This window comes from Glutamicibacter sp. 2E12 (assembly GCF_050030965.1).
In the GTDB taxonomy this organism is placed as follows: domain Bacteria; phylum Actinomycetota; class Actinomycetes; order Actinomycetales; family Micrococcaceae; genus Glutamicibacter.
Genome location: NZ_CP188297.1, coordinates 552,096 through 574,620, shown reverse-complemented (window position 1 = coordinate 574,620; position 22,525 = coordinate 552,096). Strand labels below are relative to the sequence as shown.

The following is a 22,525-nucleotide window of genomic DNA, read 5'->3' as shown; positions in this document are numbered from 1 at the left end:
GTTACTAGACTAGGAACTATGACTCAGATCCCCGGATATACCGAAGCCGACCAGCAGCGGTGGGTGCCTGAACCAGCGAAGAAGTCCTACCGTACTGCCTTTGAGCGGGACCGTGCCCGCGTGCTGCATTCCTCCGCCTTGCGCCGTTTGAGCGCCAAGACCCAGGTAGTGGCACCGAACCAGAATGACTTCGTGCGCAACCGGCTCACCCACTCATTGGAAGTGGCCCAGGTGGGCCGCGAGCTCGGTGCGGCCCTTGGCTGCGATCCGGATGTCGTCGACACCGCCTGCTTGGCGCACGACCTGGGTCATCCGCCCTTTGGCCACAACGGCGAGAAGGCGCTGGACAAGGCAGCCAAGGACATTGGCGGATTCGAGGGCAATGCCCAGACCTTGCGTTTGCTCACTCGCTTGGAAACCAAGACCTTCCGGCACAACGGGCATTCGGCCGGGTTGAATCTTTCGCGGGCCTCGCTGGATGCAGCGTGCAAGTACCCGTGGCTCAAAACCGATGCGCCAGAGGTCAACGGCAAGAAAACCAAGAAGTTCGGTGTCTACGAGGATGACGCCACCGTCTTCAACTGGTTGCGCAATGTCCCGGAAGCCACCGCCGGAGCAGTCTGCATGGAAGGCCAGGTCATGGACTTGGCTGATGACATTTCCTACTCGGTCCATGACGTGGAAGACGCAATTGTCGGCGGCAAGCTGCAACTGCGTTGGCTCAAGCAGGATCTGCAGCGCGAGCGCGCGTTGCAGGTGACCAAGGACTGGTACTTGCCGACCACTGGGGAGGCCGACATCGACGCGGCGTTGCGCCGCCTGGAAATCAGCGATGAGTGGGTTTCGCATTTTGACGGCTCACGGCGTTCCATGGCGGCGCTGAAGGACATGACCAGCCAATTCATTGGCCGCTTCGCCGCCGCCGCAATGGATGCCACCCGGGCACGCTTCGGGGAAGGCAAGCTCACCCGCTATAACGCGAACCTGATTGTGCCCGAGGAAACCGAGCACGAGATTGCCGTGATGAAGGGCATCGCGGCCAGCTACGTGATGACTTCGGAAGTGCGCCAGCCGCTCTATCTGGATCAGCGCACGCTGCTGACCGAGCTGGTCGAACTGCTCTGTGAAACGGGCCGGGATAATCTGGAGCCGATCTTCGCAGCTGACTGGGAAGACGCCGCTGATGAAGCGGCCCAGCTGCGTGTGGTGATTGACCAGGTCGCCTCGCTCACTGACGTCTCAGCTACCGAATGGCACTCGTATCTGGTCAAGGGCGAAGCCCCTGACGCAAAGTTGTTCTAGAAGGGAATCATGGCAGGGCTGATCAAGCGTGAAGATATCGACGAGGTGCGTAACCGCACCGACCTCCGTGAGGTCGTCGAATCCTATGTCACGCTCAAATCCGCGGGCATTGGCTCGTTCAAGGGCCTGTGCCCTTTTCACGACGAACGCAGTCCGTCCTTCCATATTCGCCCGCAGCTAGGAACCTTCCACTGCTTTGGCTGTGGCGAGTCCGGCGACGTGATCGCCTTCATCCAGAAAATGGACCACTCCTCGTTCACCGAAACTGTGGAACTTCTGGCTGCCCGGATCAATTACGAGCTTCGCTATGAAGACGGGGGACCGGGACCGCGCCGCGAAGACTACGGCAAGCGCCAGCGCCTGGTCGACGCGCACAAGGTCGCCGAGGAATTCTTCCGCGCGCAGCTGGCTACCGAGGAAGGAGCCGCCGGCCGCGAGTTCCTTGCCGGTCGCGGTTTTGACCAGGAAGTCACAGCCCAATTCTCCGTGGGCTATGCGCCCAAGGGCTGGGATTCGCTGCTCAAGCACCTGCGCTCCAAGGGCTTCGTTGATGATGAGCTGAAGCTGACGGGCATGTTCTCCGAGGGCAATCGCGGAATCTATGACCGATTCCGAGGACGTGTCATGTGGCCGATCCGCGACCTGTCTGGTGCCACCATCGGCTTCGGTGCACGCAAGCTCTACGAGGATGACCAGGGCCCGAAGTATCTGAACACCCCGGAGACCCAGCTCTACAAGAAATCCCAGGTCCTCTATGGCCTGGACCTGGCCAAGAAGCAGATTTCCAAGAGCCGCCAGATCGTTGTGGTGGAAGGCTACACCGACGTGATGGCCTGCCATCTGGCTGGCATCACCACCGCGGTGGCCACCTGCGGTACCGCTTTCGGCACGGACCACATCAAGATTGCCCGTCGCCTGCTGCAGGATGACGGCACCGGTGGCGAAGTCGTCTTCACCTTTGATGGTGACGCCGCAGGCCAGAAGGCCGCGCTGCGCGCCTTCGAAGAAGACCAGCGATTTATTGCCCAGACTTACGTTTGTGTTGAACCAACCGGTGCTGACCCGTGCGACTTGCGTTTGCACCGCGGAGACGAAGCTGTACGCGAGCTCATCGAGCTCAAGCGTCCGCTGTTTGAATTCGCCATCCGTGCCGAATTGAAGAAATTCAATCTGAACACCGTTGAAGGACGTGTCCAGGCCTTGCGCCAGACCGCTCCGATCGTTGCGCAGATCCGCGACTCGGCCATTCGTCCGGCATATGCCCGTGAGCTTGCCGGCTGGCTGGGAATGAATAATGAGGACGTCAACCGCTCGGTGGGCGCCTCCATCAAACGCGCCCGGTTGCCGAAGAACGCCGACCTGCAGGCACCACACCCGCAACCGGGGGAGGCTGAACAGGCAATCCCGGCGGCGGCCTTTGAACGCCCGGATCACCGCGACCCGGTGATGCGCCTTGAACGACAGGCCCTGGAAGTGGTGATCCAGCAGCCGCAGCGGTTGAAGGACGAGCAATGGCAGGCGTTCTACGAGGCTCGCTTCCTGGCCCCGGCGCACTCTGCTGTCCACGATGGCGTCGTTGCCGCGTCCAGCGCAGGCGCTTCGGCGACCTCCTGGGTTGAAGTCATTCGCGACGAAGTCCCCGAGCAGTTGCGCAGCTTCGTTTCAGAACTCGCAGTGACCAGCATTCCGGCATCTGACGAACATAGCCTGAACCGCTACTGCGCCGATATCATCAACGGCTTGATTGAGCTTCAAATCACACACCGCAAGGCTGAGCTGATCGGCCGCTTGCAGCGTGCTGAAATGGCACCCGAGGGTGAAGAATATGCCCAGATCAACCGGGAACTGATGGAACTGGAGATGCGCCGGAGGATCCTTCGCGGAACCTAGGATCCCGATTTTGCATTCGCGGGAATCTTGGGTAAAGTTATATCTCGTTGCAATCCTCCATAGCTCAATTGGCAGAGCATTCGACTGTTAATCGAAGGGTTACTGGTTCAAGTCCAGTTGGAGGAGCTTACAAGAAGGTTCCGGCTCGCATTCGCGAGTCGGAACCTTTTATTTTCGCCTGAAACCGGAATTCTGGCACCTAGTCCTGACTAGCCTCGCCAGGAAAAAGCCGAGTTAGGTAGCAGGGGCCAGTTGCTGGACCAGCGGCGGGTTTTTTGCCTAGCGGATTCAGGCAGCCGGGTTCCATAAGCGCCGGGATTCCAGATACCAGAAATACGAGAAAAGGCTGATCTCGAACCATTCGACAATGAATAGGGCCTCCTGGATGCCCGCGGCCAGCAGGATCGGCCAGGCAATCAATCCGATGAGCATCAGCACCAGGATGATTGCGTAGTGCAGCTTCTTGCCTCCGCTGGTGTCCATCGCGCACAGCGGCTTGTGGTCCAGGTGGCTGGCGATGGCGATGCCCATGGAGAAGATCAGCAGGAATGCAGCGCTGGCATGCACGCCGGCGAACTGCTTGCCTTCAACGGTCCGCCACAGCAGCAGCAGGACAAAGCCGACCAGGAGCAGGGTGCTCAGCAAACCGAGCGCTTTGGTCGCGGTGCTGTGGAACAGCGCGCGGTGCGGAGCGCGGCTAGTCCTGATTCCCAGCCAGATGAATACCGAGCTGACGACGAGAACCGCAATAACCGATACCTGCACGGAGAAGATGAGCCGCCTCTGCTCGCCCAGGGGCAGTTGCGCCAGCGTTTCACCCAGCTTGGTGGGAACCAAGGCGACGAACATGGCGTAGAAGCCGGCCAAATTCAGTGCATAGTCCTCCAGCTCGTCTCCGGTGTAAACCACGAGCAGCACTCCGGTAGTCACCAGCATCGCAACGAACAAGTCCCGTGCTGGACCCAGGTAATAGGAACTCAGGGAGTCTTCAATGCGCTGGTTGGCAATGCCATAGATGACGATGGCAACGACAAGGAGCAGGGGCACCGCGAGCAGCATGAGGCGCACGTAGCGCAATGTACTGCGGCCCGGGGAGTGTTCAAGGGAAGTGGCCATAAGTGCATTCTGTAATGAATCACCCAGGTTTTGCCAACGGGCCCGCCTAGCGCAGGAAAATTCCCGGGAGAGTCGCAGGCATCGGTCCGCGGGCCAGATGCACCTGCTGGAACACCTGAATGGTGCACGTCAATCGCCCGCACTTGGCTTCCGGAAACTGCAGCTGCCTTGGGCAGCTCGGCTGGAGCCGAATCCGGGGCAAGCTAAATTGTCGGTAGGCACTGGCATGATTCTTGAAGAGTCAACAAAGACTCTTTTCGGCCGAAGTCCTCATCCGCTTGGGCTGATATCCGCCTCGGCGCCAGCGTGGCGCCGTCTTCACTCGAAGGAAGCTTTCATGTCTGTACAAAATCCGGTCGATCCGAACATGGTGCCACCGGCACCGCCTGCCAAGAGCTCAGCTGGCAAGGGCCTGGGCATTGCGGCCCTGGTCGTGGCCATCGTTGCATTGGCCCTGTGCTGGGTACCGATCGTCAACAACTTTGCCGCCGTGCTCGGTTTCATTGCTCTGGTACTGGGCATCGTCTCGCTCATTGTCGCTTCCAAGCGCCGTGGCAGCAAGGGCTTGGGCGTTGCATCGAGCATCATCGCCATCGTAGCCATCGTTCTTGTGTTCGCCACCCAGGCAGCCTATGTGAAGGCGATCGACGAGGTCGCCAACGGCATTGCCGACGCTTCCGACGGCGAAGTGGCGGCACCGGCTGAGATCATCGAGCAAGCCGAAGACGAAACACAGGTATTGGCCTTGGGGCAGGCCGCTGCTGTTGGCGAGTATTCGGTCAATGTCAGTGCGGTGAACCTGGATGCCGGCGCACAGATCGCCAAGGCAAATGAGTTCAACCAGGAGGCCGAAGGCCAGTATGTCCTCGTGGACCTTTCTGTTGTCTACAACGGAGAAGAAGAAGGCGACGCATGGCTGGACCTTAATCCAGAGCTGGTGGGCTCGGATGCAAGCATCTACAGCACCAGCAGCGCGACTGCGATCACCGCCAAGCCGGGCATGGACGTTCCTACCTTGGCCAAGGGCGGGAAGGGAAGCTACCAGGTGGTCTTCGACGTGCCGGCCGAGGCCGTGGCAGATGCGAAAATCCGCATGAGCGAAACGCTCTCGTTCACTGACGACTCGGTGCTCTGGTCTGCGAAGTAGCTCGAATTCGCAGAGGTTCCACTATCCCATCAGGGGTGGCGGAACCTCTTTTCTTTTGCCCTGGCGGCGAGGAAGCCCGCAGCTCGCGGATTGCGACCACAACATGAACACCGAAAATAGGAAGATCGGGAAAATTTTCAAGGAATTCCCCGCGCTGCCGGACCTCGGAAATACGCGAGAACCCGGGGCGATTCGCTCGCTCTCATTTGCTTCTCATGGACGCGCCATAATCCTCTCACCACCGCCTAATGCGCTCCTCACAAGGGTCTTTTAATGTTCAAAGCATGAATCGCCGCATACTTCTCATCCTCATGGTGTTGGCCGTGCCAGCGGGACTGGCCGGCGCCAGCCAGGCACTTGCCGACAAGGCCAATCCGCCCATCCCGCATCAGCAGCCAATCATTGTCCAGCTCTCACCGGCTCCCGAGCCCGCTGCTGCACAAGCGCAAGCTGAGGAGCTGATCGCCAATGGCTGATATCCATGAGCACCAGGGATCAACGGTGTCGGCACGGTTGCGCATTGTCGGGTGGATCGTGCTCACTACTGCACTGGCCCTGCTGGCCGTAACGGTTTCGATGCGTTCGATCATGTCCGGCCAAGTAGCCGAAGCTGCCAACGTGGGCATCGCGCAGGAAATCGAGGAGTTCCGGACCTTCGCCGCCGAGGGACTGGACCCGAAGACAGCTCGCCCGTTTTCCTCGATCGGTGAATTGATGGAACGCTATCTGGCCCGCCAGCAGCCGATGGCCGGCGAAGCGATTCTCGCGCAGGCCAATGGACGGGTGCTCACCGCAGGCACCGCAGCCAACCAGGCCGGGACCTGGCTGGCTGATGACCCCGTGCTCCTGGGCCGTATTCTCGATGACGCGAAGACCTCCGGAATCCTGGAGAGCAACCACGGGACGGTTCGCTGGGCGAAGGCCGAGGCCAAGGATGCCTCCGGAGCCAGCGGGGCGGGGCACCAAGCCCATTTGGTCGTCGCGCACTTCATTGGCGGGGCCCAGGAAGAAGCCAACCGGCAGGCAACCATGCTCTTCGGCGTGGCCGCCGGGGGACTGGCCTTGACCGCGGGGATCGCCTGGTTGGCAGCTGGGCAGATCATGCGTCCCATCCGCACCATGAGCGAAACCGCCGCCTCGATTAGCGCCAATGACCTCTCGGCCCGCGTTCCGGTCGAAGGACGCGACGACTTGGCGCAGCTGGCCAGGACACTGAATGCGATGCTTGACCGGGTTGAAGCTTCGCATCTGGCCCAACGCCACTTCATCGCCGAAGCACGAGAGCACCTGGGAAGCCCGCAACGCAAGATGGCAGCTGCCTTGCAGAAGCTCAACGAGGAAGAGGTGCCCCGGAAGCAACGCGGCAGGATCATCAGCACCGCGCAGGCGCACATTTCACTGATGGGGCAGACGCTTGCCGACCTGGAATTGCTGGCGCAAAGCTCGGACCCGGACTTCATCCAGCGCCGAATGGTGCCCGTCGGCGAAGTCACGGCGGACGTTGCCGCGGCAGCCGCCCGCCCGGGCGCCTACCCGGACCGCCGATTCCGCATAGCCGAGTCTGCCAAGGCCCAGGCGTGGCTGGATCCGCTGCGCGTTGCCCAGGCCATGCACCAACTGATCCAAAATGCTGTCGCGCATACCGAGGATGGAGAAAGCATCCGGATCGGTTCTGCCGCAGCAAAGGGCATGGCCAGCTTCTGGGTTGCCAACGATGGACCGGTGTTGGATCCGGACCAGGCCCGTGCCCTGCTGGAAAACTATCGCAGTGCCCCGGAAGCCGGCCAGCAAGGAACCGGCATGGGCTTGGGCCTGGCCGTGGTGAAAGCGGTCGCGCAAGCCCACGGCGGCACGGCCTGGGTGGAATCCGGAAACGGCAACGGGACCAGTTTCGGATTTTCCCTCCCGCAAGCTGATGCCGGACAAGGCATCCGCTGCGAAGAAGAATTCGCCCAATCCATGGCCAGCAGCCTGGGCGGTGAGTCATGAGCATCAAGCCAACCGCGCCACGCTCGGGATTCCGCTACACCGCCCAGCGGTCCACGGACCAGGCCGCGGAACAGGGCAACGCCGGTGCTGCACGAAACCGGTGGAGCAAGCAGAACGCAGCGCGAATCATCGCCGCACTGGTCTTGCTGGCCTTTCTCGGCTGGTGCGCCTACGGAGCCTTCGGCCCAGATGCGGGGACAGCGCAGGCATTGCCAGCCCAAGGGGCCCTGACCCTGGCGGTCTTCGCCTTGGCCATCTGGCTCTGGGTCTTCTCGCCAGTAGGCGATACCTTTATCGCCTTGGGCGCAGCAGTGGTGCTGGTGCTCATGGGCGTGCTGCCCGAAGCCGACCTGTTCTCCTCGCTGGGAGAAGACACCATTTGGCTCTTGCTGGCCGCCTTCGTGATCGCGGCGGGGATCACCGCCACGGGACTGGCTACCCGCGCCGCAGCATGGATAGCCGCAGGGGCGAACACCCCGCGGCAGCTGATCCACCTGACTACCGGCGTGCTGGTCGCTACCGCATTCGCGGTGCCGTCCACTTCCGGGCGCGCGGCCCTGGCCATTCCGGTCTTCATTGCCCTGGCCAAGGCGCTGGCGGATCGCCGCCGTATCGTCCTGGCCCTGTCCCTGGTTTTCCCCTCGGTTATCCTGCTTTCGGCCGTGGCATCCTATCTGGGAGCCGGAGCGCACCTGATCACCAGCCAGATCCTCGCCACCGCGGGCCATGAAGGATTCTCCTTCGCCGGCTGGCTGGTCTACGGATTGCCGCTGGCTTTCGTTTCCTCCCATCTGTGCGCCGAACTGGTGCTGTGGATGTTCACCCGCAAGGAGGACCGCGCAGAACCGCTGGCGGTGGGCATCGAGCGGCTGCAGCAGTATTCGCCGGTGCCGCTCTCGGGCCCGCTCACGGTGGGGCAATCCAGGGCAGCGCTGCTGGTCTCGGCTGTGGTGGTGCTCTGGTGCACCGAGCCCCTGCACCAGCTCCATCCCGCCATCGTGGCCCTGCTTGGTTCATTGCTAGTAGCCAGCCCGGGATACGGCTCTGTAGGCCTGGCCAAGGCATTGAAGGCGGTGCCGTGGTCGATGCTCATCTTCATGGCCGCGACCCTCACCCTGGGCACGGCGCTCGCCGGAAGCGGAGCCGCCGAATGGCTGGCCCGCAAGGTGCTTGGCCCCGTCGAGCAGCTCGGCGCTGCCGCACCCTGGGTCTTCACCGTCCTCGTGGTGGTGGTCTCTGCCGCGGCGCATCTGGTCATCCAGTCCCGTTCGGCCCGCTCAGCGGTGCTGATTCCGCTGGTGGTCTCACTGGCCCCGGGCGTCGGGGTCAACGCGGTAGCCATTGCCCTGGCTTCCACCGCCGCCGCCGGTTTCTGCCACACCCTGACCAGCAGCGCGAAGCCGGTGAACCTGTTCTCCGAGATCGAGGGCATCGAAACCTATAAGCCGGCAGACCTGCTGCGCCTGAGCGCGGTGCTCGGACCGCTCATGGTCCTGCTGGTCCTGGTCTTCGCCTTCTGGATCTGGCCGGCCATGGGACTGCCGCTGTTCCTCTGAACCACCTTGTAGCTTCACATCTCATCGCATTCATCCTCACTGAAAAGGACAACGAATCATGGCACACGCACTTCCACAACTCATCCTGGTAGCCCCTTCCGGATTCAAGGAATCCCTCGACGCGGCGGCAGTCGCGGCGGCCATCGGCGCCGGGGTTCGCCGGGCCTTGCCCGGAGCCACGGTCAAGGCAGTGCCCATCGCCGATGGCGGCGAAGGCACCGCAGAAACCCTGGCGTGCGCTACCGGCGGCCACCTGGTGCCAATGGCAGTCACCGGTCCGGTCGGCCAGCAAGTCGAGTCCCACTACGCCATGCTCGGTGGCGAAGCGGCCGGAACGGCAGTCGTCGAAATGGCCGCCGCTGCGGGCCTGCGGCTGGTTCCCCGCGACCAGCGGGATCCGGGAACCACCACCAGCTACGGTGTGGGCGAGCTGATCGCGGCCGCCATTGATGCCGGGGCCTCCAAGATCCTCGTGGGCTGCGGCGACTCGGGTACCTCGGATGGCGGCATGGGGGCATTGCAGGCGCTGGGTGCACGAATCCTTGATGCCAACGGCCATGAGGTCAAGGCCGGCGGCAACTACCTCGGATCGGTGGACCGGTTGGATCTGTCCGGCCTGCACCCGGCCCTGGCTGCCGGGAATGTCCGGATCACCATGGCGCTGAACCCGCACAATGTGCTGACCGGCCCGCGCGGAGTGGCCCGCGTTTTCGGTCCGCAGAAGGGGGCAACTCCGGAACAGGTCGAAATCATGTCAGCAGGTTTCGAACGCTGGGCCTCGATCCTGCGCCGCGATGCGTTGGAGTCCTCGCGCTCCACGGATTTCGCTTTGGCCCCGGGGACGGGTGCTTCGGGCGGGCTGGGCGCTGGCTTGGCGGCGGTGGGGGCGGTGCTCTTGCCTCGCTTCGAGGCGATCCTGGACTCGGGCTTGGCCGGCATTGATCTGGACTCGATGCTGCGCGGAGCGGATCTGGTCATCACCGCAGAAGGCGCCATCGACTTCCAGACGCCCAAGGGCAAGGTGCCTGCGGAGGTAGCGCGGCGCGCGGCGCTGCATGGGGTGCCGGTAGTGGCTTTGGCAGGAACTCTGGGCCGCGGCTGCCGAGACGTGCACGATATCGGAATTGACGCCATTGCCTCGATCATGCCGATCCCGATGACGCTGCAAGAAGCAGTGGATGACGGGGAGCGGCTGCTGATCGAAGCGGCCGAACGCTTCATGCGCACCATCATCCTGGGTGCATCAATGGCAGCAGCCCGGCTCAGCCCGCGCGAGGCCTGGTAGCAGCCAGCGGTCTCGCCCTGAATAGGAACAGGCGTGCTGTCTTGCTAGAGCACGTAGGAGGCGATGAGCTGAGAGAGGGCCCGGACATCAACTTTGCCCTTGAACTCCAGACGAACTTTGCCCAACCCGCTGAACCACAGGTCCAGCTCCGCATCCAGATCGAAGGTTCCAGCTGTTTCAACGGAGAACGACTGGACTTTCGAATACGGTAACGAGGTGTAATCCCGCTTTTTGCCGGTCATGCCTTGCACATTGACGGCGATGAGTCGCTTGTTGCTGAAGACCACGTAGTCGCGTGCACCCTTGAAAGCGCTTAGTAGCTCTTCGCCAGTGACCATCATGGGTACGATCTCCGGTGCGACTTGTGAAAGGTCCCATGGGCCCAATTTGAAGACAGAGGAATTATTGAAATCAATCATGTAAAGAGCGTACGAAGGATGAGGGACAAATAGGCGACGACTAATTTCCCGAATCGTGGCTGAGAGCCCAACTTGTCGGTACCCTCAGGTACGGTGAAATAATCAAATCTTCAACCAATAATGGGGGTCAGCGTAAATGCAACTTCGATCAAAAGTAGACTTCAGCACTGCGGTAGAAGATGTAAGGGACTATTTCGGGACCATGGGAAACGGTCGGCCCAAGTTTTCTGGATCGCGCTTTGAAACTCTGGGTGAAGGTGTCGATACTGATCCACATCGAATCACTGCGACCGACTTGGTGGCGGTATCGATGCTCTCCGTTGACGTGCCAGCGCAGGCTTCCTTGGGAATCCTCGAAACGCTAGCCGAGCAAATCAGCGAATTGCTGTCCCAGATTCCGCAGGACTTGAAGTTTGAGAATTTGACACCAGAATCATTCGAGAAATATCTCGCTGAGGGATCGCCTGCGGATGAATTGTGGTCGCTTCTACGGCAACATGAAGACCCTTGGAAGGTTGGCCAAACCACGGCAAGCAAGATCATGGCTCGCAAGCGGCCGGACTTGATTCCGGTTTACGATTCGGTTGTCGAAGCAGTTGCCGGGATCAAAGGCAGTGGAGAACAGTGGATCGTTTGGTACTCCGCCTTCCACGACGGTTCTTCCGAGGCCGCGGAATTTGTAGACAAGCTCGGAGCGATCAGGGCTGAGGCTGGCCAACCTCACTTGTCGTTATTACGAGTTTTGGATATTGCATTATGGAAGCAAGGAAAGCGCGAAATAAGGCATTCGTAGATCGCGCCTAGGGCTTGGCCCAGAATCGGCTCAGGCGTGCTGCCTTGACCGTTGACAACGGCGTTCAAGGCAGCACGCCTGTTTTTCGCGTATTCCCTAGAGCTCGATAGCCGCCACGGCCTGAACCGCGCGTGCCGCCTCGGCGCCCTTCTTCAGGAAATGCTCGAAGTAGAAGCCATGGTGCTCATCATTCGAGTGGAAGTGGTGCGGGGTCAGGCTGACCGAGAAAGTAGGTACATCGGTATCCAGCTGGACCCGCATCAAGCCGTCCACTACCGCCTGGGCAACGAAGTCGTGGCGGTAGATGCCGCCGTCAACCACGAGGGCTGCGGCTACCACTGCATCGTACTTGCCGGTCTTCGCCAGGCGCTGGGCCTGCAATGGCATTTCGTAGGCGCCGGGTACGCTGACGACATTGATGGTGTATTCCTGCCCGGAAGAATCCATCTCGGCCTTGAAGCCGGCCAGGGCCTGGTCGACGATATCCGCATGCCAGCTGGCCTTGATGAAGGCGACGTTCAATGGCTTGCTCATGAGTTGCTCCCTGATTCTGCGTGCAAATGTCTAAGTCTTTTGATCTACCCTAGTGGCGTGGGTCTCAATGGAATAAATGGGGAAGGGGTTTGCGTAACGAATGAGCCGGTTCAGCGCCAGCCCATCAGCGGGGCCACGTGCTTGAGCACTGATTCGATGACGTGGGCGTTGTAGTCCACGCCCAACTGGTTTGGAACGGTGAGAAGGAGCGTATCCGCCGCGGCGATGGCTTCGTCTTCGGCCAGCTTCTTGGCCAGTTCATCTGGTTCCCCGGCATAGGACTTGCCGAAGACCGCACGGGTCTTCTCATCGATGTTGCCGATCTGGTCCGAGCTGTAGCGGTCGCGGCCGAAGTACTGCCAGTCGCGCTCATCGGTCAGTGCGAAGATGCTGCGGCTCACCGAGACGCGCGGTTCGCGTGAGTGGCCGGCTTCCTTCCAGGCGTCGCGGTAGAGCTGGATCTGCTCGGCCTGCTGGACGTGGAAGGGCTTGCCCGATTCATCGTCCTTGAGCGTGGAGCTCTGCAGGTTCATGCCCAGCTTCGCGGCCCACACTGCAGTGGCATTGGATCCGGAACCCCACCAGATGCGTTCGCGCAAGGTGTCCGAATGCGGCTCGATGCGCAGCAGGCCCGGGGGATTGGGGAACATCGGGTTCGGGCTAGGCTCGGCGAAGCCTTCCCCGGAAAGCACCTCGAGCAGGCGCTCGGTATGCCGGCGGCCCATATCGGCATCCGATTCGCCCTCGCGCGGCTCGAAGCCGAAGTGGCGCCAGCCGTCAATGACCTGCTCGGGCGAACCACGGCTGATGCCCAGCTGCAGGCGGCGATTGGAAATCAGGTCGGCGGAGCCTGCATCCTCAGCCATGTACAGCGGGTTCTCGTAGCGCATGTCGATGACGCCGGTACCGATCTCGATGCGGCTGGTTCGCGCGCCGATGGCAGCCAGCAGCGGGAACGGGGAGGCGTATTGCTGGGCGAAGTGGTGCACGCGGAAATAGGCGCCGTCCGCGCCGAGCTCCTCGGCGGCGACCGCCAGATCGATGGCCTGCAGCAGGGCATCGGAGGCGGTGCGGGTGCCTGATTGCGGGTGGTCGGTCCAGTGGCCGAAGGACAAGAATCCGATGTTCTTCATACTTGAGGCAACAAGTAGTCTCGAATGGTTATTCCAGTCCTAGCCTCGTGGTCTGCTAGAACTGGCGGGCGGCGACGTCGGCTCGATGCGCAGTGGCGAGCGCCTCTTCGAGCTGCGCGATAGTCACTGGCTGACCGCGATCGGCAAGGTGCGCGGAGTAGAAATTAGCGGGATCTTGGGCGTAGACGTGAGTGTAGCCACCGGATTCGGGCTCGGCGCGCCACGAATCAGCCAAGGTTCCGGCATTAACCGTGTCGAAGCCCAACGCTTGGACAAGTTCCAGCACTTCGGTCTTGGCAGCAAGGTCATCGCCATATATTGGCAACGCGGTCCTCGGAGCTGAATTGACCAGAAGCGGGATGTGATGCGCCACGATGTTGTTGAAGGCTTTGGTGATGCGGGCGCCGGGAAGGAGCGATGCTTCCAACTGCGCAGTAGTGGACTTCAAGGAATCGAGAACTTCTATGCGCCCGTCGCGGGATGGGTAGTAGTTGCCGGTGGATAGGACCGTCTTGTTGGCAAGCACCTGGGTTGGAAGGTCCGAATAAGCCGACAGCGGGATGGCCAACACGACGATATCGCCATATTCAGCGGCTTCAGCAACGGTTGCCGCGTGCGCGTTGTCGCCGAGTTCTTCCTCCACGTCGGCGAGCGAGGCGGTGCCGCGTGAGTTCGCGATGGCCACGGTGGCGCCAGCGGCCACTGCTAGGCGAGCAATGGCCTGGCCGATATTTCCGCTACCGATAATCCCGATCTTGGTTGTGCTCATGGGTTGCTCCGAATTCTTATCTTGTGGTCGATGAGGTATCTAAGGGTGAAGAATTTTATGTGGTGCGGGCAAGTTCCTGGCGAACCGTATCCATGAGTCCAGGGAATCGATGATCCAGTTCTTCGGTGCGCAACCAGTTGCGGTGCCGGGTGCCATCAACCTCTTGCCTGATCAAGCCGGATTCCCTGAGGATGCGCCAGTGCCGGGTGAGTGCCGACTTTGAGACACCAAAGTCCGAGCTGCTGCACGCGCCACCGGGGGTTGCGCCAATGTGTCCGATGATGGCGCGCCTGACCGGATCGGCCAGAGCGGCCATGATTTCGAATAGGTCCATGTCCTCTTCGGAGGGAATGGTTAGAGGTCGAGTGAGGCGGCTTGCCACGTTCATTTCCTTAACTCCGAAAGGCGTGCATGTACGCAAAAAAGTGTACATACTAGTTATGTACGCGTCAACATGTACATGCAGAAGGGATCAGGCCCTGCGAATTAGCGGTGCGATAGCTGTGAGGGGTGAAGTGCTGGAGAGCCGCAGGTTTTCTGCGAGTTGATGGTTGACCAGATCTCATCGAGCGATAGGCTCAGCGCGGCCGCGACGGCGGCGATGGTGGAAAAAGCGGGAGTGGCGACGCGGCCGGTTTCGATTTTCCGCAGGGTTTCGGGGGAGAGGCCGGCTTGGATCGCGACGTCGAGGATTGTTCGTTCGCCGCGTGCCTGCCGAAGCAGCGCGCCGAGGTTCTTGCCCTGTTCGATTTCCCGGGCGGTAAGCGGCAGTCTGACCATAATGAGACCATTATACCGGTATTAAAATACCGGTATAGTAATTGGAATGATCGAGATTCTCACAGCCAGCGAAGTAGAGCGCGCCCGCGAGACCGGACGCCTTGTCGGAAACATCCTCAATACGCTCAAGCACCGCGTGCAGGTCGGCACCAATCTCTTGGAAATCGATGCCTGGACCAAGGAAATGATCGAGGAGGCCGGCGCGGTCTCCTGCTACGTCGACTACGCCCCGTCCTTCGGCAGCGGCCCCTTCGGCCATTACATCTGCACGGGAGTCAACGATGCGGTGCTCCATGGACTGCCTCGCGACTACCAGCTGGCCGATGGCGACTTGCTCACCCTGGATCTGGCCATCACCTTGAAAGGCATCGCCTCCGACGCGGCGATCAGCTTCATTGTCGGCACGGCTGCGCGTGCAGAAGACCTGAAGATGATCGAGACCACGCAGCGCGCCCTGGCTGCCGCCATCGCCGAGGCGCGTCCCGGAGCCAAGATCGGCGACCTGTCCTTCGCCATCGGATCGGTGCTGACCGCCGAAGGGTACAAGGTCAACATGGAATTCGGCGGCCACGGCATCGGCAGCACCATGCATCAGGATCCTCACGTTTCCAACGATGGCCGCCGCGGACGCGGGTACACGCTGCGTCCCGGTCTTCTGCTGGCCATCGAACCGTGGGTCATGGCCGATACCAGCAAGCTGGTGACGGACCGCGATGGCTGGACCCTGCGCAGCGCCACCGGCTGCCGCACGGCGCACACCGAGCACACCATTGCCATCACGGAAACTGGCGCGGAGATTCTCACCCTGCCCACCGACCTCTCGGCATAGGCAGAGGCCGGCATGGCGGCGATCAGGCGTTCGGGCTTTCCCCGGTGCCGGCGCCGCGGCGGCGGAGCACCGGTTCGGCCGTGCCGGTGCCGCAGCCCGAGGAGGCGCTGCCGCAGGCCGGGGAAGCAACGGAGGTGCAGCACGATCCGCTGCACCCGTTGGCCCCGGCGTTGCCCGCATCCTCCGGCTGGCGCGAAGCGTGGCCGGCGGCTTCGCGCAGCGTCCTGGCCGGCTGCGCCGGGTCCTGGCCTTCTTGGCCCAGCACCACGAAACCCGCGTCGGCAATCATCGCCAGGTCGGCTTTCGCGTCCTGCCCTTCGCTGGTCAGGTAGTCGCCGAGGAACAGCGAATTGGCCACTTCCAGGGCGTTGGCCTGCAAGGAACGCAGGTGCATTTCGCGTCCGCCGGCCATCCGGATTTCCTTGTCCGGGCAGGCTAGCCGCACTACGGCCAGGATCCGCAGGCACGCGCGCGGGGTCAGGTTCCAGGTGCCTTCCAGCGGGGTGCCGTCGAAAGGCATCAGGAAGTTCACCGGAATGGAATCGGCTTCCAGTGCGCGCAAGGCGAAGATCGCCTCGACCAGCTGCTCGGGAGTTTCGCCCAGTCCAACGATGAGCCCGGAGCAGGGGGAGAGGCCGGCGGACCTGGACTGCTGGACGGTGGAGACGCGCTCGGCGAAGCTGTGGGTGCTGCAGATTTCCGGGTAGAGGGACTCGGCCGTATTCAGGTTGTGGTTGTAGGCGTCGGCGCCGGCCTCCTTGAGCCGCTGGGCCTGCCCCTGCTTCAGGATGCCGATGCAGGCGCAGACCTCGACCTGCGGATGCGCTTCCTTCAATGCGCCGATCATGTCCGCGACGCGTTGCACATCGCGGTCCGTGGGTCCCTTGCCGGAGGCGACCATGCAGACCCGCGAGGCGCCGCCGGCGATGCCCAAACCTGCCTGGCGCACCGCTTCGCCGGGCTTGAGCCAGGTGTATTTCAGGATTTCGGCCTTGGAGCCCAGACGCTGGGAACAGTAGGTGCAGTCCTCGGGGCACAAGCCGGACTTCAGGTTGACCAGGTAGTTGACCTTCACGGTGTTGCCGAAATGCTTGCGCCGCAGCACCCCGGCCGCACTGACCAGTGCCGACGTCTGCGCGTCGCTGGTGGCCAGCAGCCCGAGGGCCTCTGCTGCGGTGAGCTGGTGGCCAGCGGAGATGCGTGCGGCCAGCTCGGTGAAATCTGCGGTGTCGGTGCGCTGCGCGGGGATGCTCATGGGTTCCTTCGCCTGGTTGGATGGCTGCCTGCCAAGGTGCAGCCATTCTTGAACGGTGTTCAATTGCTGGCACCAATGTACACGAAAAGTCCCCGACTTGAACAATGTTCAAGTCGGGGGCTTGCGCTGCTTTCCACAGCAGTTGCAGACGGCGCGCGTCCCGTGCGGAGCGCCCGCCGCTCAGCTGGAGGTCTTGCTCCGGTAGATCCGCGTGGCCAGCGCCCAAGCCAGGATCAAGATGCCTGCCAGCCAGACCAGGGCGATCCAGAGCTCGGAACCCACGGGTCCTTGCGACAGCAGGGCGCGCAGCGAATCGACGATGGCAGTGATCGGCTGGTGCTCGGCGAACCAGGCCACCGGCCCGGGCATTGACTCGGTGGGAACGAACGCCGAGGAGATGAAGGGCAGGAAGATCAGCGGGTAGCTGAAGGCGCTGGCGCCATCCACCGATTTCGCGCTCAAGCCGGCAAGCACCGCTACCCAGGTCAGACTCAGGGTCACCAGGCACAGCAGCGCGAGCACGGCGATCCACGCTGCCATGGAGGCGGAGGAGCGGAAGCCCATGGCCAGGGCGACCCCCAGTACCAGCACCAGGGAGAGGAGGTTCGCCGCCAACGAGGTCGCCACATGGCTCCAGAGCACGCTGGAGCGGGAGATCGGCATGGAGCGCAGGCGCTGCACCAGCCCATCGCGCAGGTCCAGGAACAGCCGGTAGGAGGTGTAGGCGACCCCGGAGGCGATGGTGATGACCAGGATCCCGGGCAGCAGGTAGTTGATATACGGCCCGGTGGCGCTGGTGGCGCTGGTGCCGATAGCCCCGCCGAAAACGTAGGTGAACAGCAGCATCATGGCCACCGGGGTGATGGCCGTGGTGATGATGGTGTCGGGGCTGCGGACAACGTGGCGCATCGAGCGCCCGGTGAGGATTCTGGTTTCCCGCAGTGCCGCGATGCTCATGGCTTGCTCCCTTCGGTTCGCTGGTGGTGGCCGATCAGTTCCAGGAAGATCTCCTCCAGGCTCGGCCGCTTGGCCACCAGCTCGGTGGTGGCCGGCGGCAGCAGGGCCTGGAGTTCGGCCAGCGTGCCCTGGTGGATGATGGTGCCCTCGTGGAGGATGGCGATTTGATCGGCCAGGTGCTCTGCTTCATCCAGGTACTGGGTGGTGAGCAGGATCGTGGTGCCGGACTCGGCCAAGTCGCGGATCACCTGCCAGGTCTCGCGGCGCGATTGGGGATCCAGTCCCGTGGTCGGCTCATCGAGCAAGAGCACCGGCGGGTTGCCGGCCAGTCCCATGGCGATATCAAGGCGCCTGCGCATCCCGCCGGAGTAGGTTCCTGCGGGCCGGTCCGCTGCGTCGCAGAGGTTGAAGCGCTCCAGCAAGCCGTTGGCGATGGACCGCGGATTCTCCAAGCGGAGCAGCCGCGCGATCAGCAGCAAGTTTTCGCGCCCGGTCAGGACCTCGTCCACTGCGGCGAATTGCCCGGTCAGGCCCAGCGACCGGCGGACCTGGACCGGGTTCTCGCGCACTGCAGCTCCGCAGACCCGGGCGGTTCCCGCATCGGCGGGAAGGAGGGTGGCCAGGATCCGCACCAGCGTCGTCTTGCCGGCGCCATTGGAACCGAGCAAGGCGAAGATGCTGCCAGGCTGCACGGTGAAGTCCAGTCCGCGCAGCACGGGCAGCTTCTTGAATGACTTGACCAGTCCGGTGACCTCGATGGCCGGTTCCGGGGCCAATGCGGTATTCATGTCATTGCTCCTTCGATTCGTTCTCTGCTTCGGAAATGGTGTCGGCCAGGCGGGTGCGTTCCTTGTCGGTCCAGCGCTTGCCCCCGTAGGCCTGGGCGAAGTCATCGGCGAATTCCGCCGGGTCCTGGCCAAGCAGTTCGCGCAGCGCGGTGCCGTTGGCGGCTGCTCCTTCGAAGAGGTCGGCCAGGTCCGAATACATGGAGATCATCGTTTCGGCGTCGGTGACCCCGCTCTGGTTCAGCAGGTAGCGCTGCACTCCTGCAGCGGCCTTGGCATAGGGCTGGGGCAGGGCCTTGAGGCGTGCCATGCTCTGCTTGTACTGCTTCTTCTGCTCCAGTGAGCCGGTGAAAGCTTCAATCCATTTGGCGACCATGATCAGTGCCCTTTCTGCGGGGTGCTCGGGTGGGGGAGGTTGTTGATGCGGGAGACGAGCAGGTTCCAGGTGGTCCAGAAGTCGTCGAGCTGCTGCTTGCCGCTGGGGTTGAGGGTGAAGACCTTGCGGGGAGGCCCTTTTTCGGACGGGACTTTCTCCACCGAGACGAGGCCTTTCTGCTCGATGCGCACCAGCAGCGCGTAGATGGTTCCCTCGGCCAGATCGGTGAAGCCGCGTTCGCGCAGTTCCGTGGTGATCTCGTATCCGTAGGCCGGGCGTTCGGCCAGGATCGCCAGGACGATCCCTTCCAAGGTGCCTTTGAGCATCTCGGTCATCTGTGTGGCCATGGTGCACCCCTCTCTACTTAGTGTCATTGAGTACAAGTAGATAGTAGAACTAAGTAGCGGTATTTAGCAATACTTAGTACCAAGATTTTCCAGATATTTTTCGGAGCTTTGGAGAACCACCATTTGACCAGTGGCAAGATGGCGCAACCGGAAATCCGGTATGCTCCTGGAAGCTGAGCCGGTACTGGATCTATGGAGATGAGGCGCCATGAAGGATGCGAGATGGCATTGGGAGCTGGTCCATGCCGAGCGTGCGCGGTTGACAGGATTGCTGGGCAGCTTGGCTCCGGAGCAGTGGAACGCCCCATCGCTCTGCGCGAACTGGCAGATCCGCGATGTGGCGGCGCATCTGGCGGCCGCCGGATCCACCTCGACCGCCCGCTGGCTGGTGAATATGGCTCGTTCCGGATTCAATGCCGACCGGCACAACGAGCGGCTGCTGCGCCTGCAGCTCGGGGACGGCGCCCGGCAAACGCTGGATAATTTCAATCGTTCTGCCAGCAAATCCATTGCCCCGCTGAACTCGGTGACCGGTTTGCTGGGCGAAGTGGTAGTGCACGGGCAGGACATCGCCCAGGCACTCGATCTGATCCTGCGGCCTGAACCCACGGCACTGCGAGCGGTGGCAGGATTCTTCGCCTCCAAGGACTTCGCAGTCAATAGCAGCACCCTGGTCAAGGGCTTGCGGATGTCGGCGGCGGACGACGCTTTCAGTTGCGGGAACGGTCCCGAGGTGCGTGGCGAACTGCTGGATCTGGTCCTGGCGATGGCCGGAAGGGAACAGGTCCTCCCGCGGCTTCAGGGCGCAGGGGTCGGCGAGCTGGCACGCAGGATCACGGCACAGCCGCGGAAATAGCAAGCATCGCGCCGCACGATGACTGTACGGCGCGATGCTGGGGAAGCCGGCAAATCAGCCAGCGGGAATGAGGGCGGTGGCCAGCGGGTTCTCCAGATCGCCTGCGTAGAGCAGGCCTCCGGACTGGTCGGCGAGATCCAGCATCTGCTGGTTGTTGCGCAACTGCAGGCGGTTCAAGCACGACAGCGGGAAGCTCTGCGCGAAAAGTCCCAGCTGATCAAAGTGTTCAGCGAACTGCGGATGCTGCCCGCGATAATCCAGCAGCCGTTGAACTACGGTCTTCCAGAAATCTGCTTCGGAAAGCAGTTCTTCGGCATCCAGCAGCGGCGCGAGGAAGCGGAAGAACGAATCAAAGACATCCGTGAAGACCGACAATACCGGATCTCCACCGGTGCGTACCCGGCGAATCTCCTCCGGGAGTTCCACCCGGTCCGAGAGCACGGCAATCTCTTCGCCCAGATCCTTGAGCAGGACCTTCTTCACAGCACCGTTCTCAAGCACCATGATCACGTTTTCGCCATGCGGCATGAACACCAAATCATAGGCAGCCAGGCAATGCACCAGCGGAATGAGGTAGGCATCGAGGTAACGGCTTAGCCAGTCGGCCGGTGCTAGCCCGCTGCGGCGAATGAGGGCGCCGGCAAAGGACCTGCCGGACGCATCGACATGCAATAGGCTGGCCATCGTAGCCAACTTTTCTTCCGGGCCCAGCAGGCTGATCGGGGACTCCCGCCACAGCGCAGCCAGCATCTTCCGCTGCGGATCGCTCTTGCCGGTGGCTGCTTCGAACTGCGGGTTGCGGTAGCCTACGGCCGCAATTTCACGCAGCAGGGCGACCGGCTGGGTCGAGAGCACCGGGTCCTTTGCGAACAACTCGCCCAACCACTGGTTGATCGCGGGAGTCACCTTCATGTACTCGGCACTGAGCCCGCGCATGAAGCCCATATTCAAGATCGACATTGCCGTCTTGACGTAGTGGCGTTCCGGGTTGGACCGGTTGAAGAAGGTGCGGATCGACTGCTGCGCCTGGTACTCGTCAACGCTGGTGCCCAGCCAGATCAATTGCTTGCGGGCAATATCATTGGCGAACGTGATCGACAGGCGGTTCTCCCATTGCCAAGGGTGCACCGGAATGAAGATGTAGTCCCCGGCTGCATAGCCGGTGCCGAACAAGGAGGCCTCCAGGGCCGCATCCAAGCGCTGGCGCTCGGCTGGATCCAGCTCGGCGGCCAGCAGCCCTTCGTAATCCAGCGAATCCACGGCGTCGAATTGTGCTCGGGACTTGTGGGCGGCAGCCCAGCCAAGGTGCAGGGCGGAACCGGTTTCGGGGGCGTACCTCAGGTAGTCGGTGCGCCCGATGCCCATTCTTCCGTTGTTGGCTATGAAGCACGGGTGGCCCTCGGTCATGGAAGATTCGATGAGCTGGAAGGACTGTGCGGCTGTGCCGTCGAACCGGGCCAGCTGTGCTGAATTATGGGTTGCATGAACCTGCTTGTAGCAGTGGCTGGCCAGCGTGGATGAGAGCTCTTCAAGGTAGGTGGGCAGCTGCACCGGGGAAAGCGTGAGTTCCTGGCAGAAGTGGGTGATGAACTCAATGGCGTCCACCTCTGCCTGCTGCCAGCTGCCGTCAACGAAGTGGTGGTGTTCCACGGACTGCGGTGAAACCAACCAGTGGTTCAGCTGGTACCGCTGGGCGCTGAAGCTGTAGCGGTGGGCATCCTTCTGGACTGAGTAGCGGTTTTCTCCATGGCCGGCAGGCTCCAGGAGGCGCTCATGCGAAAATTCGCCCAGGGCTTTGGCCAAGACATGGCGGTTGGCGATGTCCCAACGTGCAGGGGAGAGGAATGAGGATTCCAAGCCGCGGCCGGTAGCGGTTTCGAAATCCTGGCGAGTGCAGATGGACAGAAGTGCCTGCTTGATTGAGCCGTCTGCTTCGGAGAGCTCCACTGGACGTACCGGGCGGAAGCCAACTCGGGCATTCAGGGCATGGATGGCTTTGTTGCGCAGGTCAGGTTCCACGATGATTCGTTCGGTTCCGGGCAGGGCGAAAGCCTGGACCATGGCCGAGGAGAGAGCTTCGAGGGTGAACCCAGGCTGCGGCTCGGTGGCTGCCGGAGCCAGGAAGTGCAGTCCACGGTCGCCGCGGACGCAGTTGTATGCATCGGCCAGGGGCGATGCTGCGGGGTCGTAGAGCTCGACAAGGAATTTCTCGTCCCCTGATGCGTCGATGCCGAAGAGGACTTCGTAGCCTGGGGTGCCAAGCAATGTGCGGTATTCTGCTTCGATTTCCTTTTCGGTTGCGTTGGCCATGCCCCAGAAGGAGGCATGCGCGGTGGCAATCCACGAATGCAGCAGCGCAGTATCCCCGGGCAACGTCACGGAACGGAAAGTGTAGTTGGTCATCGGA

Annotated in this window: 23 protein-coding genes and 1 tRNA gene; 11 read left to right on the top strand and 13 right to left on the bottom strand. The window is 62.1% G+C overall.

Going from position 1 to position 22,525, the window contains the following annotated elements; translation table 11 throughout:
• The first annotated feature begins 18 nt into the window (after positions 1-18).
• The 3 genes from ACP3TE_RS02650 to ACP3TE_RS02640 all read left to right on the top strand — a co-directional run bounded on the left by ACP3TE_RS02650 (position 19) and on the right by ACP3TE_RS02640 (position 3,318).
• Positions 19-1,302 (top strand): deoxyguanosinetriphosphate triphosphohydrolase, encoded by a 1,284-nt coding sequence (locus tag ACP3TE_RS02650; protein WP_426735153.1) that lies wholly within the window; start codon positions 19-21, stop codon positions 1,300-1,302.
• A 9-nt stretch (positions 1,303-1,311) separates the two neighbouring features.
• Positions 1,312-3,192 (top strand): DNA primase, encoded by a 1,881-nt coding sequence (gene dnaG / locus ACP3TE_RS02645; RefSeq protein WP_105657213.1) that lies wholly within the window; start codon positions 1,312-1,314, stop codon positions 3,190-3,192.
• Between the two features lie 53 nt (positions 3,193-3,245).
• Positions 3,246-3,318 (top strand) — tRNA-Asn (locus tag ACP3TE_RS02640).
• Positions 3,319-3,480: 162 nt separating this feature from the next.
• Here ACP3TE_RS02640 and ACP3TE_RS02635 read toward each other — a convergent pair.
• The gene (locus ACP3TE_RS02635; RefSeq protein ID WP_105657214.1) at positions 3,481-4,308 is read right to left on the bottom strand and encodes a hypothetical protein; all 828 of its coding nucleotides are present in this window, start codon (positions 4,306-4,308) and stop codon (positions 3,481-3,483) included.
• A gap of 337 nt (positions 4,309-4,645) precedes the next feature.
• Between ACP3TE_RS02635 and ACP3TE_RS02630 the strand changes: the two genes are divergently transcribed.
• The 5 genes from ACP3TE_RS02630 (at position 4,646) to ACP3TE_RS02610 (ending at position 10,285) form a co-directional block, all read left to right on the top strand.
• A complete protein-coding gene (locus tag ACP3TE_RS02630) occupies positions 4,646-5,455 on the top strand; it encodes a DUF4352 domain-containing protein (RefSeq protein ID WP_426735150.1) in 810 nt (269 codons plus the stop codon).
• A 284-nt stretch (positions 5,456-5,739) separates the two neighbouring features.
• Positions 5,740-5,931 (top strand): hypothetical protein, encoded by a 192-nt coding sequence (locus ACP3TE_RS02625; RefSeq protein ID WP_133833006.1) that lies wholly within the window; start codon positions 5,740-5,742, stop codon positions 5,929-5,931.
• On the top strand, positions 5,924-7,444 hold the full coding sequence (locus tag ACP3TE_RS02620) for an ATP-binding protein (protein ID WP_105661786.1): 1,521 nt from the start codon (positions 5,924-5,926) through the stop codon (positions 7,442-7,444). Before ACP3TE_RS02625 ends, ACP3TE_RS02620 begins: the two co-directional genes overlap by 8 nt.
• Positions 7,441-9,000, top strand: a complete 1,560-nt coding sequence (locus tag ACP3TE_RS02615; protein ID WP_388023999.1) for an SLC13 family permease — start codon at positions 7,441-7,443, stop codon at positions 8,998-9,000. The genes ACP3TE_RS02620 and ACP3TE_RS02615 overlap by 4 nt, the downstream gene beginning before the upstream one ends.
• Before the next feature lie 58 nt (positions 9,001-9,058).
• Positions 9,059-10,285, top strand: a complete 1,227-nt coding sequence (locus ACP3TE_RS02610; protein WP_426735148.1) for a glycerate kinase — start codon at positions 9,059-9,061, stop codon at positions 10,283-10,285.
• Positions 10,286-10,329: 44 nt separating this feature from the next.
• Here ACP3TE_RS02610 and ACP3TE_RS02605 read toward each other — a convergent pair whose 3' ends face one another.
• Positions 10,330-10,704, bottom strand: a complete 375-nt coding sequence (locus tag ACP3TE_RS02605) for a PH domain-containing protein (RefSeq protein WP_013348303.1) — start codon at positions 10,702-10,704, stop codon at positions 10,330-10,332.
• Positions 10,705-10,840: 136 nt separating this feature from the next.
• Between ACP3TE_RS02605 and ACP3TE_RS02600 the strand changes: the two genes are divergently transcribed.
• The gene (locus ACP3TE_RS02600; RefSeq protein ID WP_426735146.1) at positions 10,841-11,497 is read left to right on the top strand and encodes a DUF6308 family protein; all 657 of its coding nucleotides are present in this window, start codon (positions 10,841-10,843) and stop codon (positions 11,495-11,497) included.
• A 96-nt stretch (positions 11,498-11,593) separates the two neighbouring features.
• Here ACP3TE_RS02600 and ACP3TE_RS02595 read toward each other — a convergent pair whose 3' ends face one another.
• From ACP3TE_RS02595 to ACP3TE_RS02575, 5 genes are all read right to left on the bottom strand, one after another.
• Complete coding sequence (locus ACP3TE_RS02595) at positions 11,594-12,031, bottom strand: 6,7-dimethyl-8-ribityllumazine synthase (RefSeq protein WP_426735144.1); 438 nt, start codon at positions 12,029-12,031, stop codon at positions 11,594-11,596.
• Positions 12,032-12,141: 110 nt separating this feature from the next.
• Positions 12,142-13,164, bottom strand: coding sequence for an LLM class flavin-dependent oxidoreductase (locus tag ACP3TE_RS02590; RefSeq protein WP_105657221.1), 1,023 nt, complete (start codon positions 13,162-13,164; stop codon positions 12,142-12,144).
• Between the two features lie 55 nt (positions 13,165-13,219).
• Positions 13,220-13,972, bottom strand: coding sequence for an NADPH-dependent F420 reductase (locus ACP3TE_RS02585; protein ID WP_426736182.1), 753 nt, complete (start codon positions 13,970-13,972; stop codon positions 13,220-13,222).
• A 16-nt stretch (positions 13,973-13,988) separates the two neighbouring features.
• The gene (locus ACP3TE_RS02580; RefSeq protein ID WP_426735143.1) at positions 13,989-14,315 is read right to left on the bottom strand and encodes an ArsR/SmtB family transcription factor; all 327 of its coding nucleotides are present in this window, start codon (positions 14,313-14,315) and stop codon (positions 13,989-13,991) included.
• Between the two features lie 104 nt (positions 14,316-14,419).
• Positions 14,420-14,713: a helix-turn-helix domain-containing protein gene (locus ACP3TE_RS02575; protein ID WP_332486659.1), complete on the bottom strand. Its 294-nt coding sequence runs from the start codon at positions 14,711-14,713 to the stop codon at positions 14,420-14,422.
• A gap of 46 nt (positions 14,714-14,759) precedes the next feature.
• Between ACP3TE_RS02575 and map the strand changes: the two genes are divergently transcribed.
• On the top strand, positions 14,760-15,542 hold the full coding sequence (map, locus tag ACP3TE_RS02570; protein ID WP_426735141.1) for a type I methionyl aminopeptidase: 783 nt from the start codon (positions 14,760-14,762) through the stop codon (positions 15,540-15,542).
• Positions 15,543-15,564: 22 nt separating this feature from the next.
• On the opposite strand, the gene bioB is transcribed toward map, so the two are convergent.
• The 5 genes from bioB to ACP3TE_RS02545 form a co-directional block, all read right to left on the bottom strand.
• Positions 15,565-16,797, bottom strand: coding sequence for a biotin synthase BioB (bioB, locus tag ACP3TE_RS02565; RefSeq protein WP_426735139.1), 1,233 nt, complete (start codon positions 16,795-16,797; stop codon positions 15,565-15,567).
• Between the two features lie 180 nt (positions 16,798-16,977).
• Positions 16,978-17,754, bottom strand: a complete 777-nt coding sequence (locus tag ACP3TE_RS02560; protein WP_426735137.1) for an ABC transporter permease — start codon at positions 17,752-17,754, stop codon at positions 16,978-16,980.
• A complete protein-coding gene (locus tag ACP3TE_RS02555) occupies positions 17,751-18,542 on the bottom strand; it encodes an ABC transporter ATP-binding protein (RefSeq protein ID WP_426735135.1) in 792 nt (263 codons plus the stop codon). Before ACP3TE_RS02555 ends, ACP3TE_RS02560 begins: the two co-directional genes overlap by 4 nt.
• Position 18,543: 1 nt before the next feature.
• Positions 18,544-18,915, bottom strand: a complete 372-nt coding sequence (locus ACP3TE_RS02550; protein WP_105657228.1) for a DUF1048 domain-containing protein — start codon at positions 18,913-18,915, stop codon at positions 18,544-18,546.
• A 2-nt stretch (positions 18,916-18,917) separates the two neighbouring features.
• The gene (locus tag ACP3TE_RS02545) at positions 18,918-19,262 is read right to left on the bottom strand and encodes a PadR family transcriptional regulator (protein WP_105661795.1); all 345 of its coding nucleotides are present in this window, start codon (positions 19,260-19,262) and stop codon (positions 18,918-18,920) included.
• Between the two features lie 208 nt (positions 19,263-19,470).
• Here ACP3TE_RS02545 and ACP3TE_RS02540 point away from each other — a divergent pair, with 208 nt between their 5' ends.
• Positions 19,471-20,118 carry a maleylpyruvate isomerase family mycothiol-dependent enzyme gene (locus ACP3TE_RS02540; protein ID WP_426735133.1) on the top strand — a complete coding sequence of 216 codons (648 nt, stop codon included), beginning with the start codon at positions 19,471-19,473 and terminating at the stop codon, positions 20,116-20,118.
• A 54-nt stretch (positions 20,119-20,172) separates the two neighbouring features.
• On the opposite strand, the gene ACP3TE_RS02535 is transcribed toward ACP3TE_RS02540, so the two are convergent.
• The gene (locus tag ACP3TE_RS02535; protein WP_426735131.1) at positions 20,173-22,521 is read right to left on the bottom strand and encodes a GNAT family N-acetyltransferase; all 2,349 of its coding nucleotides are present in this window, start codon (positions 22,519-22,521) and stop codon (positions 20,173-20,175) included.
• Positions 22,522-22,525: the final 4 nt, after the last annotated feature.

Bases quoted from the DNA above. Each gene is read 5' to 3' on its own strand.
- ACP3TE_RS02635 (WP_105657214.1), bottom strand. From the start codon at position 4,308: ATGGCCACTTCCCTTGAACACTCCCCGGGCCGCAGTACATTGCGCTAC.
- ACP3TE_RS02605 (WP_013348303.1), bottom strand. From the start codon at position 10,704: ATGATTGATTTCAATAATTCCTCTGTCTTCAAATTGGGCCCATGGGAC.
- bioB (WP_426735139.1), bottom strand. From the start codon at position 16,797: ATGAGCATCCCCGCGCAGCGCACCGACACCGCAGATTTCACCGAGCTG.
- ACP3TE_RS02575 (WP_332486659.1), bottom strand. From the start codon at position 14,713: ATGGTCAGACTGCCGCTTACCGCCCGGGAAATCGAACAGGGCAAGAAC.
- ACP3TE_RS02615 (WP_388023999.1), top strand. From the start codon at position 7,441: ATGAGCATCAAGCCAACCGCGCCACGCTCGGGATTCCGCTACACCGCC.
- ACP3TE_RS02535 (WP_426735131.1), bottom strand. From the start codon at position 22,521: ATGACCAACTACACTTTCCGTTCCGTGACGTTGCCCGGGGATACTGCG.
- ACP3TE_RS02650 (WP_426735153.1), top strand. From the start codon at position 19: ATGACTCAGATCCCCGGATATACCGAAGCCGACCAGCAGCGGTGGGTG.
- ACP3TE_RS02550 (WP_105657228.1), bottom strand. From the start codon at position 18,915: ATGGTCGCCAAATGGATTGAAGCTTTCACCGGCTCACTGGAGCAGAAG.
- ACP3TE_RS02600 (WP_426735146.1), top strand. From the start codon at position 10,841: ATGCAACTTCGATCAAAAGTAGACTTCAGCACTGCGGTAGAAGATGTA.
- ACP3TE_RS02540 (WP_426735133.1), top strand. From the start codon at position 19,471: ATGAAGGATGCGAGATGGCATTGGGAGCTGGTCCATGCCGAGCGTGCG.
- ACP3TE_RS02555 (WP_426735135.1), bottom strand. From the start codon at position 18,542: ATGAATACCGCATTGGCCCCGGAACCGGCCATCGAGGTCACCGGACTG.
- dnaG (WP_105657213.1), top strand. From the start codon at position 1,312: ATGGCAGGGCTGATCAAGCGTGAAGATATCGACGAGGTGCGTAACCGC.
- ACP3TE_RS02610 (WP_426735148.1), top strand. From the start codon at position 9,059: ATGGCACACGCACTTCCACAACTCATCCTGGTAGCCCCTTCCGGATTC.
- map (WP_426735141.1), top strand. From the start codon at position 14,760: ATGATCGAGATTCTCACAGCCAGCGAAGTAGAGCGCGCCCGCGAGACC.
- ACP3TE_RS02630 (WP_426735150.1), top strand. From the start codon at position 4,646: ATGTCTGTACAAAATCCGGTCGATCCGAACATGGTGCCACCGGCACCG.
- ACP3TE_RS02595 (WP_426735144.1), bottom strand. From the start codon at position 12,031: ATGAGCAAGCCATTGAACGTCGCCTTCATCAAGGCCAGCTGGCATGCG.
- ACP3TE_RS02545 (WP_105661795.1), bottom strand. From the start codon at position 19,262: ATGGCCACACAGATGACCGAGATGCTCAAAGGCACCTTGGAAGGGATC.
- ACP3TE_RS02560 (WP_426735137.1), bottom strand. From the start codon at position 17,754: ATGAGCATCGCGGCACTGCGGGAAACCAGAATCCTCACCGGGCGCTCG.
- ACP3TE_RS02625 (WP_133833006.1), top strand. From the start codon at position 5,740: ATGAATCGCCGCATACTTCTCATCCTCATGGTGTTGGCCGTGCCAGCG.
- ACP3TE_RS02620 (WP_105661786.1), top strand. From the start codon at position 5,924: ATGGCTGATATCCATGAGCACCAGGGATCAACGGTGTCGGCACGGTTG.
- ACP3TE_RS02590 (WP_105657221.1), bottom strand. From the start codon at position 13,164: ATGAAGAACATCGGATTCTTGTCCTTCGGCCACTGGACCGACCACCCG.